Source organism: Nannocystis sp. RBIL2 (assembly GCF_026626745.1).
GTDB lineage: Bacteria > Myxococcota_A > Polyangia > Nannocystales > Nannocystaceae > Nannocystis.
On record NZ_JAPNJW010000002.1, the window covers coordinates 5,894,056 to 5,908,767 of the forward strand.

A 14,712-nucleotide genomic window follows, 5' to 3' on the forward strand; every position below is an offset into this window, starting at 1 on the left:
GGAGACTCCCATGCTGGGCGCACTCATCGATATCTCCATCCGCCTGCGCTACCTGATGGCCGGCCTGCTCGCCGCCTTGCTGGTGGCCGGGGCGATCGCGGCCAAGAACCTGCCGATCGACGCGCTGCCCGACATCTCGACGATCCAGGTCACGGTCATCACCGAGGCGCCCGGCATGTCGGCCCTCGAGGTCGAGCGCAACGTCACCTTCCCGATGGAGAACGCCCTCAACGGCGTCCCCGGGCTCGACGAGCTGCGCTCGATCTCCCGCGCCGACATCTCGTCGATCACCGTCGTCTTCCGCGACGGCACCGACCCGTGGTTCGCGCGCCAGCTGGTGTTCGAACGCATGCTGCAGGCCAAGGGCGACCTGCCCGCGACGATCCAGACGCCGATCCTGGCGCCGCTGTCGACCGGCCTCGGCGAGATCTTCCAGTTCGTGGTCCGCTCGCCGGTGCACACGCGCAAGCAGCTGCGGACGATGCTCGAGTGGGAGATCGTGCCGCGCCTGCGCGGGGTGCCCGGCGTCATCGAGGTCAACTCGATCGGCGGCGACCTGAAGCAGTACCAGGTGATCGTCCAGCCCGACCGCCTCGCGGCCTACGGGCTGACGATCCGCGAGCTCAGCGAGACGCTGACCGGCTCGAACGCGATCGTGTCCGGCGGCTACATCGACCGCACTGCCGAGAGCTTCACGCTGCGCGCGGTCGGCACGTTCACCAGCATCGAGGACATCGGCAACGTGGTCCTCAAGGTCTCGGAGGGTCAGCCGGTGCTGGTCCGCCACGTCGCCGAGGTGCGCGACGGCTCGGCCCTGCGCCACGGCGTCGTCACCTTCAACGGCGAGGACGAGGCGGTCGCGGGCATCATCATGATGCTGCTGGGCTCGAACAGCCGCGACGTCATCTACGCGGTCAAGGACCGGGTGGCGGAGATCCAGGCCGACCTGCCCGCGGGCGTGGTGATCGAGGCGGTGTACGACCGCGCGAACTTCGTCGAGCGCACCCTGGCGACGGTGCTCAAGAACCTCGCCGAGGGCGCCTTGGTGGTGTTCATCGTCCTGGTGCTGTTCCTCGGCACGGTCCGCGGCGCGCTCGTGTGCGTGCTCGGCATCCCGGCCTCGATGTCGGTGGCGCTGTTCGGCATGCACTGGGCCGGGATCGCCGGCGACCTGATGTCGCTCGGCGCGATCGACTTCGGCTTCCTCGTCGACGGCCCGATCGTCGTGCTCGAGGCGCTGATCGCCACTTACGTCGGCCAGCAGATGTCCCGCGAGGAGCGGGCGCAGGCCTACAACACGTCCATCGGCGCGGTGATGCGCCCGGTCGCGTTCGCGGTGGCGATCATCATGCTGGTGTACATCCCGCTGCTCAGCCTCGAAGGGGTCGAGGGCCGGTTGTTCAAGCCGATGGCCACGACGATGGCGTTCGCGCTGCTCGGCGCGCTCATCTACTCGGTGGTGTTCCTGCCGGCCCTGCTGGCCCTGTTCGTGCCGCCGCTGAAGAAGGAGGGCGCGCGCTGGCTCAACCCGATCGCGCGCGGCTACAAGCGCGCGGTGCCGCACGCGGTCCGCCTGCGCTGGCCGCTGATCCTCGGCGCCGCCGCGGCGCTGCTCGTGTCCGGCTACATCTTCAAGGAGAAGGGCGCCGACTTCGTGCCGCGCATCGACGAGGGCGACATGGTGGTCAGCATCCGCCGCCCGCCGTCGATCAACCTCGAGGAGGCCAAGCGCCTCGACTATCAGACGCAGGCGATCCTCCTCAAGTACCCGGAGATCCTCAAGACGCTGACGATGACCGGCCGCGCCGAGGTGGCGATCGAGCCGGTAGGCAAGGACCGCACCGAGATCTCGATCCCGCTGCTGCCCAAGGAGCAGTGGACCACCGCACACGACCTCGACGACCTCAGCGTGATCCTCAAGAACGACATCGAGTCGCAGGTGCCCGGCACCTTCGTCGCGGTGTCGCAGCCGATCGAGGACCGCAACAACGAGATCATCAGCGGTTCGCGCGCCGACATCCAGATCGTGGTCGCCGGCAACGACCTGCTCGAGCTCAAGAACATCGCCGGCAAGATCGCGGATGCAGTCCGGCCGATCGAGGGCACCGGCGACCTCCGCGTCGAGCAGGTGCTCGGCATGCCCGAGCTGACCGTGCGGCCCGACCGGGCCCGCCTGGCCCGCTACGGCGTCAGCATGCAGGACGCGCTGCTGGCGATCGAGACCGCCCGCGTCGGCAAGACCTTCGGCCTGGTCTACGAGGGCATCCGCCGGTTCGACGCGCGCCTCCTGATCCCGCCGCGCGCGCCGGTGCCGGAGGCGCTCGGCGACCTGTTCGTCGAGACGATCGACGGCCACCGCGTACCGCTGTCCGAGGTGGCGACGATCGTCGAGGCCGAGGGGCCGGCGCAGATCCGGCGCAAGAACCGGGTCCGCGTGGTCCGCGTCGAGGTCAACCTGCGCGGCCGCGACCTGCTGTCGTGGGTCACCGACGCCCAGGCGGCGGTCAGCGAGAAGGTCGAGATCACGCCCGGGTACAAGGTCGAGTGGGCGGGTCAGTTCGAGAACTTCGAGCGCGCGTCGAAGCGCCTCGCGGTGGTCGTGCCGATCTGCCTGATGCTGATCTTCGGCATGCTGCTCTGGAACTTCGGCGACATCCGCTACGCGACGGCGGTGTTCGCGATCGTGCCGTTCGCGCTGATCGGCGGCTTCGTCGGCCTCATCATCCGCGACATGGCGTTCAGCATCCCGGCGGCGGTCGGCTTCATCGCCCTCGCCGGCGTGGCGGTGCTCAACGGGGTGGTCATGGCCAACGACGTGCGCCACGCGATCGACGAGGGCCACCCGTTCGACAAGGCGCTGGTCAAGGGCGCGGTGCACACGATGCGCGCGGTGCTCACCACCGGCGCGGTCGCGGCCCTCGGCTTCCTGCCGATGGCCCTGGCCACCGGCGCCGGCTCCGAGGTGCAGCGCCCGCTGGCCACCACGGTGGTGTTCGGCATCTTCGCGTCGACGCTGATGACGATGTTCCTGCTGCCGGCCATCCTCAAGATGACGCTCCGCCGCGAGCAGCGAGTGACGCCCGAGAACCACGCCGGGCCGCACCACGGCCTCGAGCGCTCGTAAGCAGCCGGGGCACACACGACGAGACCGGACGGGCCCCGCGGCGCGTCCGGTCTCGCTGCTTTCGGGCGGGCTCTGTGACCTGTCCCGAAGGTCAGGCCGCGGCCGACTTGGCGGTGCCGGTGAGCTGCTCGGAGACCTCCCACAGGCGGAGGGCAGCGGCGCGGTCGAGGGCGTAGCGGGTCGGGCGGGCCTGCTTCGACTTGACGAAGTACAGGCCGCTGGTGCCCGCGAGCTCGGGGGCGCTGGCGGCGTAGATCGAGGTGCGAGCGCCCTGCTCGGGGGTGATCATGAAGCGCTGGGCGAGGCCGACGAGGAAGCGGGTGACGCCGCGGGTGTCGCCGTCGAGGGCGAAGCCGGAGGCGACGACGCCGGGGTGGACCGCGTTGACGGTGACGCCGGTGCCGCGCAGGCGCTCGGCGAGCTCGAGCACGAAGAGGAGGTTGGCCAGCTTGGAGCGGCAGTAGACGGGGAAGGCGCTGTACTTGCGGCGGGCCTGGAGGTCGTCGAAGTCGAGCCCGCGGGCGGCGCGGTGGGCGTCGGAGGCGAGGACGACGATCCGCGAGGGCGCGCTCTGCTTCAGGCGGTCGAGCAGCAGGTGCGTGAGCAGGAAGTGGCCGAGGTGATTGACCGCGAAGGTGGTCTCGAAGCCGTCGGCAGTCTCGCCGCGGTCGCCCTGCACGAGGCCGGCGTTGTTGACGAGGACGTCGAGGCGCGCGTGGCCGGCGAGGTACTCGGCGGCGAACCGGCGCACGTCGGCCAGCGAGGCGAGGTCGAGGCGCATGACCTCGACGGCGTCGGAGCCGCTCTGCCGCTTGATGTCGGCGACGGCGGCCTCGCCCTTGGCGGCGTCGCGCGAGGTGATCGTGATCGCCGCGCCCTGGCGCGCCAGCTCGATCGCGGTGGCCTTGCCGATCCCGGTGTTGCCGCCCGTGATCAGCACGTGTTTGCCTTGCATCGTCATGGCGCGGACCCATAGCAGAGCGACCCTGCCGGCGCCACGGGGGCGAAAGGCCCCGCGCGCGGCGCCGACCGGCCCGCAGATCCGCTACAACTGGAGGGTCATGCCCGCGTCGCACCGACCCGCCGCTCGCCCGCCGCGCCCCCGCGGTGATGTCCCCGACATGTCCCCAGAGACATGTGATGCGCGAGGTCGGCGATGACCGCGATCGAGGACGAGCTGATGGCCGACGGCGAGGCGCTGCTCCGCCGGCGCGAGGCGGTCGAGCGCAGCATCACCCGCGACTTCCGCGGCTCGCGGGCGGCGTTCGTGGTCCAGGTGGCGCAGGTCGAGCGCGAGCGCGAGCGGCTGCGGGCCGAGCTGCAGCGGCTGGTCCGCGAGGTCGACGAGGCCGACCCCGCGGACTACGACCGCGACGACGAGGACGAGGGCGGGGCCGACCACTTCTACGCGGCGCGCGAACGCCTGGCGGTGCGCGACCGCGAGCTGGTCGGCCGCGGAGAGGCCCTCCAGCGCCGCGCGGGGGAGCTGCGCAAGGCCCCCGCCCCCGCCAAGCTGGCCGAGCTCGAGCGCGAGCGCGAGCAGCTCGAGTCACACCTCCGCCAGTGGCGCGGCCGCTGCCGCAAGGCCGGACTCATGCTCGACCTGCCCCGCTGGGGCGAGTTCGCCGGCAGCGCTCCGGATGACTGAACGACATGCCCTGAAGGGCATGTCCGAATGGACATGGAGTGGAGAATACAGGTGCCGAGCTCGCCGGCAGCGAGCCAAACCGTGCGGCGCACTCGGCCTCCTCGTGCGCCGGCACCACGCTGGTTGCGTCTCGAAGGTTGCGCCTCGACATGTCCTGGAGGACAGGTTTCTCGCTGCCTGCGACCTGTCCTTGCGGACAGGCTAATCGAGGGTCAGCAGGACGTCGAACGCGCCCGCGCCGCGGGGCGGGGCGAGCGGGCCGGTGAACCACGCGGACACTGCCACGTGGACGCCGTGGGGCCCGGGGCTGAGGTGGGCACCCAGGGCGCGGGCGGCGTGGCGGTAGGCGCTGCGGAGGACGGTGGGCGCCTGAATCGGAAAGCTGGCGAGCAGGGCGCCGGTCTCGGGGTCGCGGACCTGCAGCTGCAGCGGCGGGACGTCGTCCTCGGGCGTGCGCGGGGCCACCGGCGCGGCGGGGACGAGCAGGTAGCCGCCGTGGAGGACAGGGTCGCCGACCGGGCGGGCGCGCAGCGACCACAACAGGCGGCCGTCGCGGGTGAGGCGGTGGATCTTGTGGTGATAGGCGGCGCCGGTGCGGGCGTGCTCGCCCTCGGTGAAGAGGAGCACGAGGTCGTCGCCGAGGGCGCGGACCCACCCGCGCGGGTGCAGCGACTCGAGGCCCTCGGTGGCGTCGACGCGCAGCGACCAGCCGGGAGGGTCGCCGAGGCGGTCGACTGTGATGAAGCGTGGTCCGGCGAACTCGACCCGGTAGTACACGGCGGACATGGCCATTTTTAAATAGCACCCCTCAGGCGAGGAGTTCGCTCAGGTCGGCGCCGGGGGGCACCTCCGCGGGCCTCTGGCCCTGGCGGAAGATCCGGGCGCCGGTCACGCCCAGCAGGCTGAGCCGCGCACCCTCGCGGCGCAGCAGCGAGCCCTCGCGCAGGCCCACCACCGGCTGCGGGTTCTCCTCGTGGAATTGCTCGATCCGCTTCTCGCGGGTCTCGCCCATGTGCGTCGAGCCGGGGTCGGGGTCGAGGTAGTGCGGGTTCAGGTTGAACGGCACCAGGCCGAGCGCGCGGAAGCTCGGCGGCTCGACGATCGGCATGTCGTTGGTGGTGCCGATCGTCAGGCCGGCGATGTTCGAGCCGGCCGAGGAGCCGATGTACGGCATGTCCGAAAGGACACGTTCGCGCAGCGGCGCGAGCACGTCGAGAGAATAGAGCTGGTGCAGCAGGCGGAAGGTGTTGCCGCCGCCGGTGAACACCGCCTCGGCGGCCTGCACCGCGGCGCGCGGGTCGGCGGCCTCGTGCAGGCTGTCGAGCTGGTAGCCGAGCGCGACGAAGCGGGCGCGTGCCTGGGCGGCGTAGGCGTCGCGGTCGCGCAGGGCGAACGGGATGAACAGGACGCGAGTGACGCTGCGGCCGAGGAACTGTCCGATCAGCTCGGCGCAGTGGTCGAGGTAGCCGGAGCCGTGGAGCGTGGAGTTGCTGACGAGCAGGAGGCGGGTCATGGCGGCCCGCCGAGGATAGCGCGCCGCAGCGGCGGCAGGTCGCGTGGTGAGTCGCGCTCATCCGGTTGCTGCGCACGATGGTGAACCCGGGTCCTTGGCTCGCGGGAGCTCGGCGTTGCCAGAGCGATGCTGGCGTTCAGGGCGATGGGCGGGTGAGGTCGGTGGGCGACGGTCGGGCTCGCGGCGGCCTCACGTCACTCGCGCAGTCACTGTTGCACGGGTCCGCGAGAGGGGGACCTCGGTGCAATCATTGCTTGCGCAGGTCGGTGAGCGCGAGGGCCATGCGGCGGATGGCCTCGGCGAGGCCGCGCTCGTCGAGGCCGGCGAAGCCGAGGCGCAGGTGAGGCAGAGGGCGCGACTCGAAGCTGAACTGGCGGCCGACCTGGAACGCGACGCCGCGGGTCTGGGCGGTGCGCATCCACGCGGAAGGATCGACGCCGTGCGCGCGGGCCCACAGGGCCATGCCGCCGCTCGGCGGGGTGATGCGCAGGACGTCGCCGAGGCGGTTGGCGATCGCGTGCACGAGAGCGTCGCGGCGGGCGAGGTACGTGCGACGCGCGCGGCGAATGTGGCGACCGACCTCGCCGCTCTCCAGCAGCTCGGCGGCCGCGGCCTCGAGGGTGCGGTCGCCGTTGAGATCAGTGTAGGAGCGGACCGCGACGACGCGCTCGAGCAATGGTTGGGGGGCGACGCAGTAGCCGATCCGCAACCCCGGCGCGAGCACCTTGGATAATGTGCCGATATAGACGACGGAGCCGGCCGCGTCGCCGCTGGCGAGCGGGAGCACGGGGCGGCCCTCGTAGTGGAATTCGTGGTCGTAGTCGTCCTCGAGGATCGCCATGCGGTGGGTGCGGGCGAGCGCCAGGAGCTGCAAGCGGCGACCGGCGGCGAGGGTGACCGTGGTCGGGTATTGATGATGCGGGGTGGTGTAGACGGCGCGCACCGGCTCGCGCGCGAGCAAGGCGGCGAGGGCGTCGACGTCGAGGCCGCCGGCGTCGGCGGCGATCGGGACGAGGCGGGCGCCGGTGAGGCGCAGGGCCTCCCACGCGGGGCGATAGCCGGGGTCCTCGACCGCGACGACGTCGCCGGGGCGCAGGAGGGCGCGGGCGACCAGAGAGAGGGCCATCTGGCTGCCGCGAGTGACGATCAGGTCGTCCTCGCCGCAGGCCAGGCCGCGGGTGGCGGCGAGCATGTCGGCGAGGACGCGGCGCAGGTCGACGAGGCCGCGCGGGTCGCCGTAGCCGAGCAGGTCGGGGCGGGCGAGGGCGCGGCGATAGGCGCGAGCGAGGCTGGCCGCGGGCACGAGGCGCAGGTCGGGCACGCCGCCGGGCAGGGCGAGCAGGCCCGGGGTGCGCGGCATCGGGAAGTAGCCCTCGGGCCCGGGCGCGAGGTCGAACGCGGGTTTGGCCGGGACGCCGGTGCGCAGCGCCTGGCCGGCGCGTCGTGGGGTGGGCTCGGGCAGGGTGCGCGAGACGAAGGTGCCGCGGGCCTGGGCGCTGTCGATCCACCCCTCGGACTCGAGCTCGCGGTAGGCGGCGAGGACGGTGTTGCGGTGGACGCCGAGGTCCTCGGCGAGGCGGCGGCTGCCCGGCAGCGGGTCGCCGGGGCGCAGGCGGCCGCGCCGGATGTCGGCCGAGACGGCGTGGGCGATCTGCACGAACAGCGGCAGATCGCCGGCAGGGTCGAGGTCGACGGCGATCTGCCACGGCCGAACTGGTCTAGTCGACATGAAAGAACTGGACCTTTTTCATGGACCAGTGTGCGGCCATCCTCGAGGCATGCGCAAGCAGGAGTTCTTCGGGATGGCGCGCGAGGAGGCGGTCGCGCTGCTGGCGGCGGCGCCGGTGGTCCGCCTGGCGAGCGTCGGAGAGCGCGGGCAGCCGGTGCTGCGCTCGCTCCACGCGGTGGTCCTCGACAATTGGCTGTACTTCCACGCGGCGCCGGTCGGCGAGAAGTCGGAGACGGTCGGCCGTGAGGCGGTGATCGCCGCCGACGAGACGGTTGCGACGATCCCCAGCCACGTGTTCGACCCGGAGCGCGCGTGCCCTGCGACCACGTATTACCTCAGCGCGCAGGCCCACGGGACGCTGCACGCGGTCGACGAGCCGGCGCTCAAGGCCCGCGTGCTGCAAGCGCTGATGGAGAAGCACCAGCCGGAGGGCGGGTACGTGCCGATCACCGCCGAAGACCCGCGCTACCGCGGGGCGGTGAAGGGGATCGCGGTCGTCGGCATGCCGCTGACGCAGGTCGACGGCAAGGCCAAGTTGGGCCAAAACCGCGGAACCGATGACCTGGGCAAGGTGCTGCGATTCTTGTGGGCGCGCGGCGAGCCCGGCGATCCGCGGGCGGTCGACCTGGTGCGTGCGGCCAACCCGAACGTGCCGACGCCGGAGTTCCTGCAGGCGCCGGCGGGGGCGCGGCTGCACTGCGCATCGGGGCCGCGCGACCTGGAGGAGACGGTCGAGCTGCTGGCCGGCCAGTACTGGAACGTGGATGTCCCGCGGGACAGGATCGCCCGCGCGCAGGTGTCCTCGTCGGCCTGGGTGGGAGCGCGCGACGAGGCCGGGGCGCTGATCGCCACGGGGCGGGGGATCGCCGACGGGGCGCGCTGCGCCTTCCTGCTCGACATCGCGGTGGCAGAGCCGTGGCGCGGCCGCGGGCTCGGCAAGGCCCTATTAAATTTGCTGCTCGACCATCCGCAGGTGCGCGGCTGCCGGCGAGTCCTCCTGCGCACCCGTGATGCGCAATCGTTTTATCGTGCGTTCGGCTTCCGCGAGCGCATCGAGCTGCCCGGGACCGAGATGGTGCTGAATCGGTAACTCGTGGGAGAGACATGCTCATTGCTCAGATCAGCGACACCCACGTCAGCACGCCGACCGGCGCCGAAGACAGCTTGCTTCGCACCTCCGAGCACCTGGCTCGCGCCGTCGCGCACCTGAATCGTTTGGACCGTCGACCGGACCTCGTGGTGATCACCGGCGACCTCGTCGACCGCGGCGAGGTCGGCGAGTACGAGCGGCTGCGCGAACTGCTCGCGCCGCTGCGGATGCCGGTGTTCCTGCTGCCCGGCAACCACGACGAGCGTGACAACCTCCGCCGCGTGTTCGGCGAGCACGGGTACCTGCCGCGCGACGGTTTTTTACAGTACACGGTCGACGACTGGCCGGTGCGGCTCGTCGCGCTCGATACCCATGTTCCGGGGCAGGCCGGCGGTCGACTGTGTGGCGAGCGGCTCGCCTGGCTCGAGGCCCGCCTCGCGGAGGCGCCGGAGCGGCCGACGGTGGTGGCCATGCATCACCCGCCGTTTTCGATCGGGCTCCCGGTGATGGACGCGTTCGGGCTCGACGGCAGCGACGGACTGGCCGCCGTGCTCGGGCGGCACCCGCAGGTCGAGCGCGTCCTGTGCGGGCACCTTCACCGGCCGATCGTGCGCAGGTTCGCGGGCACTGTGGCGTGCACGTGCCCGTCGACCGCGCACCAGCTCGCGCTCGATCTACCGCCGGCGACCCGGCTGGCGTTCGTGATGGAGCCGCCGGCCTGCATGCTGCACCTGTGGCTCGGCAGCGACGGCGGGCTGGTCACTCACCTGAGCCTCATCGCCGGCGAGCACCCTCCGCTCACGGTGCACGACGGTCAGGGATGGATCCGCGACCCGCGGCCGCCTCCGGGCTTTCATCGAGCCTGAGGCCGATCCTCGATTTTAATTAAAATCGTAGAGCTGGCTGAGCACGCAGGTGTCGCGGTGATAGGCGGCGAACCAGGAGATCTCGGAGCCGGGGAACACTACGTCGGGGTGACGCAGCACGCGGAAGTCGTCGAGGTCGTGGGCATACGGGTCGTCCAGGAGGTCGTTCAGCTCGACGACGAGGTCGAGCGATACGGCGTCCTGGGCCTGTTGTAAGGTGTTGCCGCCGGCGGTGACGATGTCGCCGCCGAACTGGCGATAATAGTGGACGAGGTGCGAACGCAGGTCGGCGACGAAGGTCGAGACCAGGTCGCGCTCGATGTATTCTGTGACTGCCCGGAGTGACATGTTGGATCAGGACCAGGACGAGGGCCTTTTAAAAAAAGAAGAAAGGTGCTGAAGATCGGTGTCGTCGCGGCGCGGCGCGGCGCGGCTCCGGGGCGCGCTCTCGACCTGCAGCTCGACGGCCGACGGCACGGCGGTCTCGCGGGCTTGGCCTTCCGCGAGCCCATCATCACAGCCAGTCAGAGCGAACAGGACGAGCGCGAACCGGCGCACATGGGAAAGGTGACACGAGGGACGCGTCTCGACAATGGGCCCTGAGGTCCGGGCCGTCGCAGCGGCGCTGCACGGGGGGCCGCCGATTCGCATGCGGCGCCGGGCCGGCGCGGATCTGTGCGTCCTTGCGAGGTGGGCTGAACGGTGATTGCGTGACAGTCGGCCGCGCCGTCGCAGATCGTCGGTCACGCGTCCACATGGGCGCGAGCGCTGCGATGGTTTGCGTCAGTGCTTGAGCTCGCTGCGGCGTGGTGCGGCGAACGGGCTCAGCGCCGCGGCCACGCAAAGCTGTCGCGTTCGTCAGGCGGACGGCTGCCGGGCTCAGCTGGAGCCCTGGCGGTGTAATGTGAGTGTCATGATTCGCCCGGTCGAGCGCCGGTGTCGGCCCAAGACCGGCGGCGGGGTCATTCGCAGCAGCGCGCGGGTCCGCGTCCGTGGCGAGGCGGGCGAGGACGTCGTCGGGGAGGTTGTCGTGCTCGACGGGAGGGTCGAGCCGCGCCGGGTGCAGCGTATGGCCGCACCCGTTGCGTTCGCGGCGCTAAATTAGATATTAAAATACTTGGCGTCCGGGTGATGGACGATGATCGCGCTGGTCGACTGTTCGGGGACCAGCTGGAAGCCCTCTTCGGTGAGGGTGACGCCGATGTTCTCGGTGCGGAGCAGCTTGCAGAGGTGGACCTGGTCTTCGAGGCGGGGGCAGGCCGGGTAGCCGAAGCTGTAGCGCGAGCCCTGGTAGTGCTGGCCGAACAGGCCCTTGATGTCGGTGCTGTCGTCCTGGGCGATGTCGAGCTCGCGGCGGACCCGCTTGTGCCACAGCTCGGCCAGGCCCTCGGCGCCCTCGACCCCGAGGCCGTAGAAGTGCAGGTAATCGTCGTAGCGGTTGGCCGCGAACATCTCCTGGCAGTGCTGGGTCGCCACCTCGCCCATCGTCACGCAGGTGAGGGCGATGACGTCGCGCTCGCCGGAGCGGACGCTGCGGAAGAAGTCGGCGATGCACAGGCGGCCCTTGTCGAGCTGGCGCGGGAACGTGATCTTGACCCGCGGCGTGCGGTCGTCGGGCTCGCCCGGCGCCGGATAGATCAGCAGGTCGTTGTGGTCGCTCTGGCACGGGAAGTAGCCGTAGGCCACGCGCGGCTGCAGCATCTTGTCGGCCATCGCCCGCTCGCACCACATGCGAAACTTGGGCTCGACCGTCTTCTCGAGCAGCTCCTCGTACTCGGCCTCGTTCATCTTGCCGCGGCGGTACTGCCACTGGCCGACGTACAGCGCCTTCTTGTTCATGTAGCGGAAGATCTCGCCGAGCTGGACCTCCTCCGGGCCGGCGATCCGCGCGCCCCAGAACGGCGGCGTGGGCACGCGCGCGGCCGGCTGGACCTCGCTCTTCACGTAGGTCTCCATGGACTTGCGCATGTGCGCCTCCCACTCCTCCTGGGTGGTCTGGCGATAGGCCTTGATCCGCTTCGGCGCGGTCAGGCTGATCTTGTCGGGCGGCACGTGGCCGCACAGCTCGTCCATCAGGGCCAGGCCCTCGAACGCGTCCTTGGCATAAAACACCCGCGAGCGCGGGCGCGACTCGGCCTGCCGCTGCGGCGACGCGTCGCCCGCGACCTCGCCGGCGGCCAGGTCCTCGTCGCGGCCGCTGTAGGCGTTCTGCAGGTTGTGCTCGACGTAGCCGCGGGTCAGCGCCGCGCCGCCGCAGATCACCGGCATCAGGTGCCCGAGCTCGCGCATGCGCTCGAGGTTCTCCTTCATGATCACGGTCGACTTCACGAGCAGGCCGCTCATGCCGATCGTGTCGGGCTTGTGCTCGGCGGCGGCGGCCAGGATCGTCTCGATCGGCTGCTTGATGCCGAGGTTGACGACCTTGTAGCCGTTGTTGCTGAGGATGATGTCGACCAGGTTCTTGCCGATGTCGTGGACGTCGCCCTTGACGGTGGCGAGCACCATGCAGCCCTTGCTCGGGCCGGCCGTCTTCGACATGTGCGGCTCCAGGTGGCGCACTGCGGTCTTCATCGCCTCGGCCGACTGCAGCACGAACGGCAGCTGCATCTTGCCGGCGCCGAACAGCTCGCCGACGGTCTTCATGCCGTCGAGCAAGATCTCGTTGATGATCCGCAGCGGCGGGTAGACCTCGAGCGCCCGGTCGAGCAGGACGTCGAAGCCGACCTTGTTGCCGTCGACGATGCGCTTCTTGATCTGCTCCTCGAGCGGCAGCGCCTCCTCGGGCGGGCCCGACTCGATCTTCTTGGCGCCGGCGAAGCGGTCGATGAAGGCGAACAGCGGGTCGTAGCCCTCGGCGCGGCGGTCGTAGATCAGGTCGCGCGTGATCTTGAGGTCGTCCTCGCCGAGCTTGTGGGTGGGGATGATCTTCTTGGCGTTGAGGATCGCGGCGTCGAGGCCGTGCTCGCGCGCCTCGGCCAGGTAGACCGAGTTCAAGATCTGCCGCGGGTAGGGCTTGAGGCCGAACGAGATGTTGGACAGGCCGAGGATCGTGCGCGCCTCGGGCAGCTGGGTGTCGATCAGGCGGATGCCCTCGAGCGTCTCGAGGCCGAGCTTGCGGCTGTCCTCCTCGCCCTGGGCGATGGTGAAGGTCAGCGGGTCGAACACGAGGTCGGCCTCGATGAGGCCGTGGCGGTCGACGGCGAGGTCGCGCATGCGCTGGGCGATCCGCAGCTTGCCGGCGGCGTCCTTGGCCATGCCCTCTTCGTCGATGGTGAGGGCGACCAGGGCCGCGCCGTACTCGCGGGCGAGCACGGCGATCTTGTCGAACTTGCCCTCGCCGTCCTCGAGGTTGATCGAGTTGATGATCGGCCGCCCGCCGATCAGCTTGAGCGCGGCCTCGAGCACGTCGAGCTGGGTGGTGTCGATCATGATCGGTAGCGACACCGCCGGCACGATCTTCTTGAGGCACTCGGTCATGTCGCGGACCTCGTCGCGGCCGACGTAGGCGACGCACACGTCGAGCACGTGCGCGCCCTCGGCCTGCTGCTCCTTGGCCAGCTCGGCGATGCCGTCCCAGTCCTCGGCCAGCAGCATCTCGCGGAACTTGAGGCTGCCGTTGGCGTTGGTGCGCTCGCCGATCAGCAGCGGGCCGGAGTCCTGGTCCAAGGGACAGACGCTGTAGAGGCTCGCCAGCTGCGGGGTGAACTTGTCGGGCCGCGGCCCGGGCCTCAGACCCGCCACGGCCTCGGCGATCGCCTTGATGTGCGCCGGCGTGGTGCCGCAGCAGCCGCCGACCAGGCTGGCGCCGAACTCCTCGGCGAAGCGGCGGTGCGCCTTGGCCAGCTCGGCCGGGGTGAGGTGGTAGACGGCCCGGCCGTCGACGTTCTGCGGCAGGCCGGCGTTGGGCTGGACCGAGACCATGCGCGTGCTGGTGCGCCCGAGGTGGCGCACGTGCTCGACCATCAGGTCGGGGCCGGTGGCGCAGTTGAGGCCGACGACGTCGACCGGCAGCGACTCGAGGACGACCAGCGCGGCGGCGGTGTCGGTGCCGACGAGCAGGGTGCCGGTGGTCTCGACGGTGACCTGCACGAGCACGGGGACCTCGACGCCCCGCTCGCGCGCGACCCGGTGGACCGCCAGCACCGCGCACTTGACCTGCAGGATGTCCTGGCAGGTCTCGATGAGGATGCCGTCGGCGCCGCCGTCGATGAGGCCCTCGGCCTGGCGCGAGACGCTGGCCAGCAGGTCGTCGAAGCTCATGTGGCCGAGCGAGACGAGGCGGGTGCCGGGGCCGATCGAGCCGAGCACGAAGCGCGGCCGCTCGGGGGTCGAGTACTCGCGCGCGACCTCCTTGGCGATCTCGGCGGCGCGACGGTTCAGCGCGTAACACTCGCTGGCGAGGTCGAACTCGGCCAGCACGTGCGGCATGCCGCCGAAGGTGTCGGTCTCGACGCAGTCGGCCCCGGCCTCGAAGTAGGCGGCGTGGATGTCCCGGATGACGTCGGGCCGCGTGCGCACCAGGACCTCGGGGCAGCCGTCGTAACCACCGTAGTCGTCGATGGTCAGGGTGCGCGCCTGGATCATGGTGCCCATGGCCCCGTCGCACACGAGCACGCGCTCTTGCATGGCCCGCAGCAGCGGCAGGGTGCGCCGGCGCGCGGCCAGATCGAAGCGAGGGACCGGGACCGTAATGTCATTGCCCGCAGACATGGGTCTGGGCTTGGTAGCAAGGCGGCGAGGCC

At 70.8% G+C, this 14,712-nt stretch carries 11 protein-coding genes; 5 read left to right on the top strand and 6 right to left on the bottom strand.

The genetic code is table 11. The annotated features are described in order from the left end of the window. Window positions 1–10 precede the first annotated feature (10 nt). Entirely contained in the window at window positions 11–3,124 is a 3,114-nt protein-coding gene (locus OV090_RS48185) for a CusA/CzcA family heavy metal efflux RND transporter (protein ID WP_267711871.1), read from the top strand. A gap of 91 nt (window positions 3,125–3,215) precedes the next feature. Here the strand turns inward: OV090_RS48185 and OV090_RS48190 are convergent, their stop codons facing one another. Further along, complete coding sequence (locus OV090_RS48190; protein WP_267711872.1) at window positions 3,216–4,085, bottom strand: SDR family oxidoreductase; 870 nt, start codon at window positions 4,083–4,085, stop codon at window positions 3,216–3,218. Between the two features lie 195 nt (window positions 4,086–4,280). Between OV090_RS48190 and OV090_RS48195 the strand changes: the two genes are divergently transcribed. Continuing rightward, complete coding sequence (locus OV090_RS48195) at window positions 4,281–4,772, top strand: hypothetical protein (RefSeq protein WP_267711873.1); 492 nt, start codon at window positions 4,281–4,283, stop codon at window positions 4,770–4,772. A gap of 201 nt (window positions 4,773–4,973) precedes the next feature. Here OV090_RS48195 and OV090_RS48200 read toward each other — a convergent pair whose 3' ends face one another. The 3 genes from OV090_RS48200 to OV090_RS48210 form a co-directional block, all read right to left on the bottom strand. Further along, window positions 4,974–5,558: a hypothetical protein gene (locus OV090_RS48200; RefSeq protein ID WP_267711874.1), complete on the bottom strand. Its 585-nt coding sequence runs from the start codon at window positions 5,556–5,558 to the stop codon at window positions 4,974–4,976. Window positions 5,559–5,580: 22 nt separating this feature from the next. Beyond that, complete coding sequence (gene pepE, locus OV090_RS48205) at window positions 5,581–6,285, bottom strand: dipeptidase PepE (RefSeq protein ID WP_267711875.1); 705 nt, start codon at window positions 6,283–6,285, stop codon at window positions 5,581–5,583. A 247-nt stretch (window positions 6,286–6,532) separates the two neighbouring features. Next, the gene (locus OV090_RS48210; protein WP_267711876.1) at window positions 6,533–8,014 is read right to left on the bottom strand and encodes a PLP-dependent aminotransferase family protein; all 1,482 of its coding nucleotides are present in this window, start codon (window positions 8,012–8,014) and stop codon (window positions 6,533–6,535) included. A gap of 49 nt (window positions 8,015–8,063) precedes the next feature. On the opposite strand from OV090_RS48210, the gene OV090_RS48215 reads away from it, so the two are divergent. Both OV090_RS48215 and OV090_RS48220 read left to right on the top strand, forming a co-directional pair. Continuing rightward, window positions 8,064–9,104: a GNAT family N-acetyltransferase gene (locus tag OV090_RS48215; protein WP_267711877.1), complete on the top strand. Its 1,041-nt coding sequence runs from the start codon at window positions 8,064–8,066 to the stop codon at window positions 9,102–9,104. Between the two features lie 14 nt (window positions 9,105–9,118). Continuing rightward, on the top strand, window positions 9,119–9,970 hold the full coding sequence (locus OV090_RS48220; protein ID WP_267711878.1) for a phosphodiesterase: 852 nt from the start codon (window positions 9,119–9,121) through the stop codon (window positions 9,968–9,970). Between the two features lie 15 nt (window positions 9,971–9,985). On the opposite strand, the gene OV090_RS48225 is transcribed toward OV090_RS48220, so the two are convergent. Then, window positions 9,986–10,318 carry a hypothetical protein gene (locus OV090_RS48225; RefSeq protein WP_267711879.1) on the bottom strand — a complete coding sequence of 111 codons (333 nt, stop codon included), beginning with the start codon at window positions 10,316–10,318 and terminating at the stop codon, window positions 9,986–9,988. Between the two features lie 45 nt (window positions 10,319–10,363). Between OV090_RS48225 and OV090_RS48230 the strand changes: the two genes are divergently transcribed. After that, a complete protein-coding gene (locus tag OV090_RS48230) occupies window positions 10,364–10,573 on the top strand; it encodes a hypothetical protein (protein ID WP_267711880.1) in 210 nt (69 codons plus the stop codon). Between the two features lie 498 nt (window positions 10,574–11,071). Here OV090_RS48230 and metH read toward each other — a convergent pair whose 3' ends face one another. After that, the gene (gene metH, locus OV090_RS48235) at window positions 11,072–14,680 is read right to left on the bottom strand and encodes a methionine synthase (RefSeq protein WP_267711881.1); all 3,609 of its coding nucleotides are present in this window, start codon (window positions 14,678–14,680) and stop codon (window positions 11,072–11,074) included. Window positions 14,681–14,712: the final 32 nt, after the last annotated feature.

Bases quoted from the DNA above. Each gene is read 5' to 3' on its own strand.
- OV090_RS48225 (WP_267711879.1), bottom strand. From the start codon at position 10,318: ATGTCACTCCGGGCAGTCACAGAATACATCGAGCGCGACCTGGTCTCG.
- OV090_RS48220 (WP_267711878.1), top strand. From the start codon at position 9,119: ATGCTCATTGCTCAGATCAGCGACACCCACGTCAGCACGCCGACCGGC.
- OV090_RS48210 (WP_267711876.1), bottom strand. From the start codon at position 8,014: ATGTCGACTAGACCAGTTCGGCCGTGGCAGATCGCCGTCGACCTCGAC.
- pepE (WP_267711875.1), bottom strand. From the start codon at position 6,285: ATGACCCGCCTCCTGCTCGTCAGCAACTCCACGCTCCACGGCTCCGGC.
- OV090_RS48200 (WP_267711874.1), bottom strand. From the start codon at position 5,558: ATGTCCGCCGTGTACTACCGGGTCGAGTTCGCCGGACCACGCTTCATC.
- OV090_RS48190 (WP_267711872.1), bottom strand. From the start codon at position 4,085: ATGACGATGCAAGGCAAACACGTGCTGATCACGGGCGGCAACACCGGG.
- metH (WP_267711881.1), bottom strand. From the start codon at position 14,680: ATGTCTGCGGGCAATGACATTACGGTCCCGGTCCCTCGCTTCGATCTG.
- OV090_RS48215 (WP_267711877.1), top strand. From the start codon at position 8,064: ATGCGCAAGCAGGAGTTCTTCGGGATGGCGCGCGAGGAGGCGGTCGCG.
- OV090_RS48195 (WP_267711873.1), top strand. From the start codon at position 4,281: ATGACCGCGATCGAGGACGAGCTGATGGCCGACGGCGAGGCGCTGCTC.
- OV090_RS48185 (WP_267711871.1), top strand. From the start codon at position 11: ATGCTGGGCGCACTCATCGATATCTCCATCCGCCTGCGCTACCTGATG.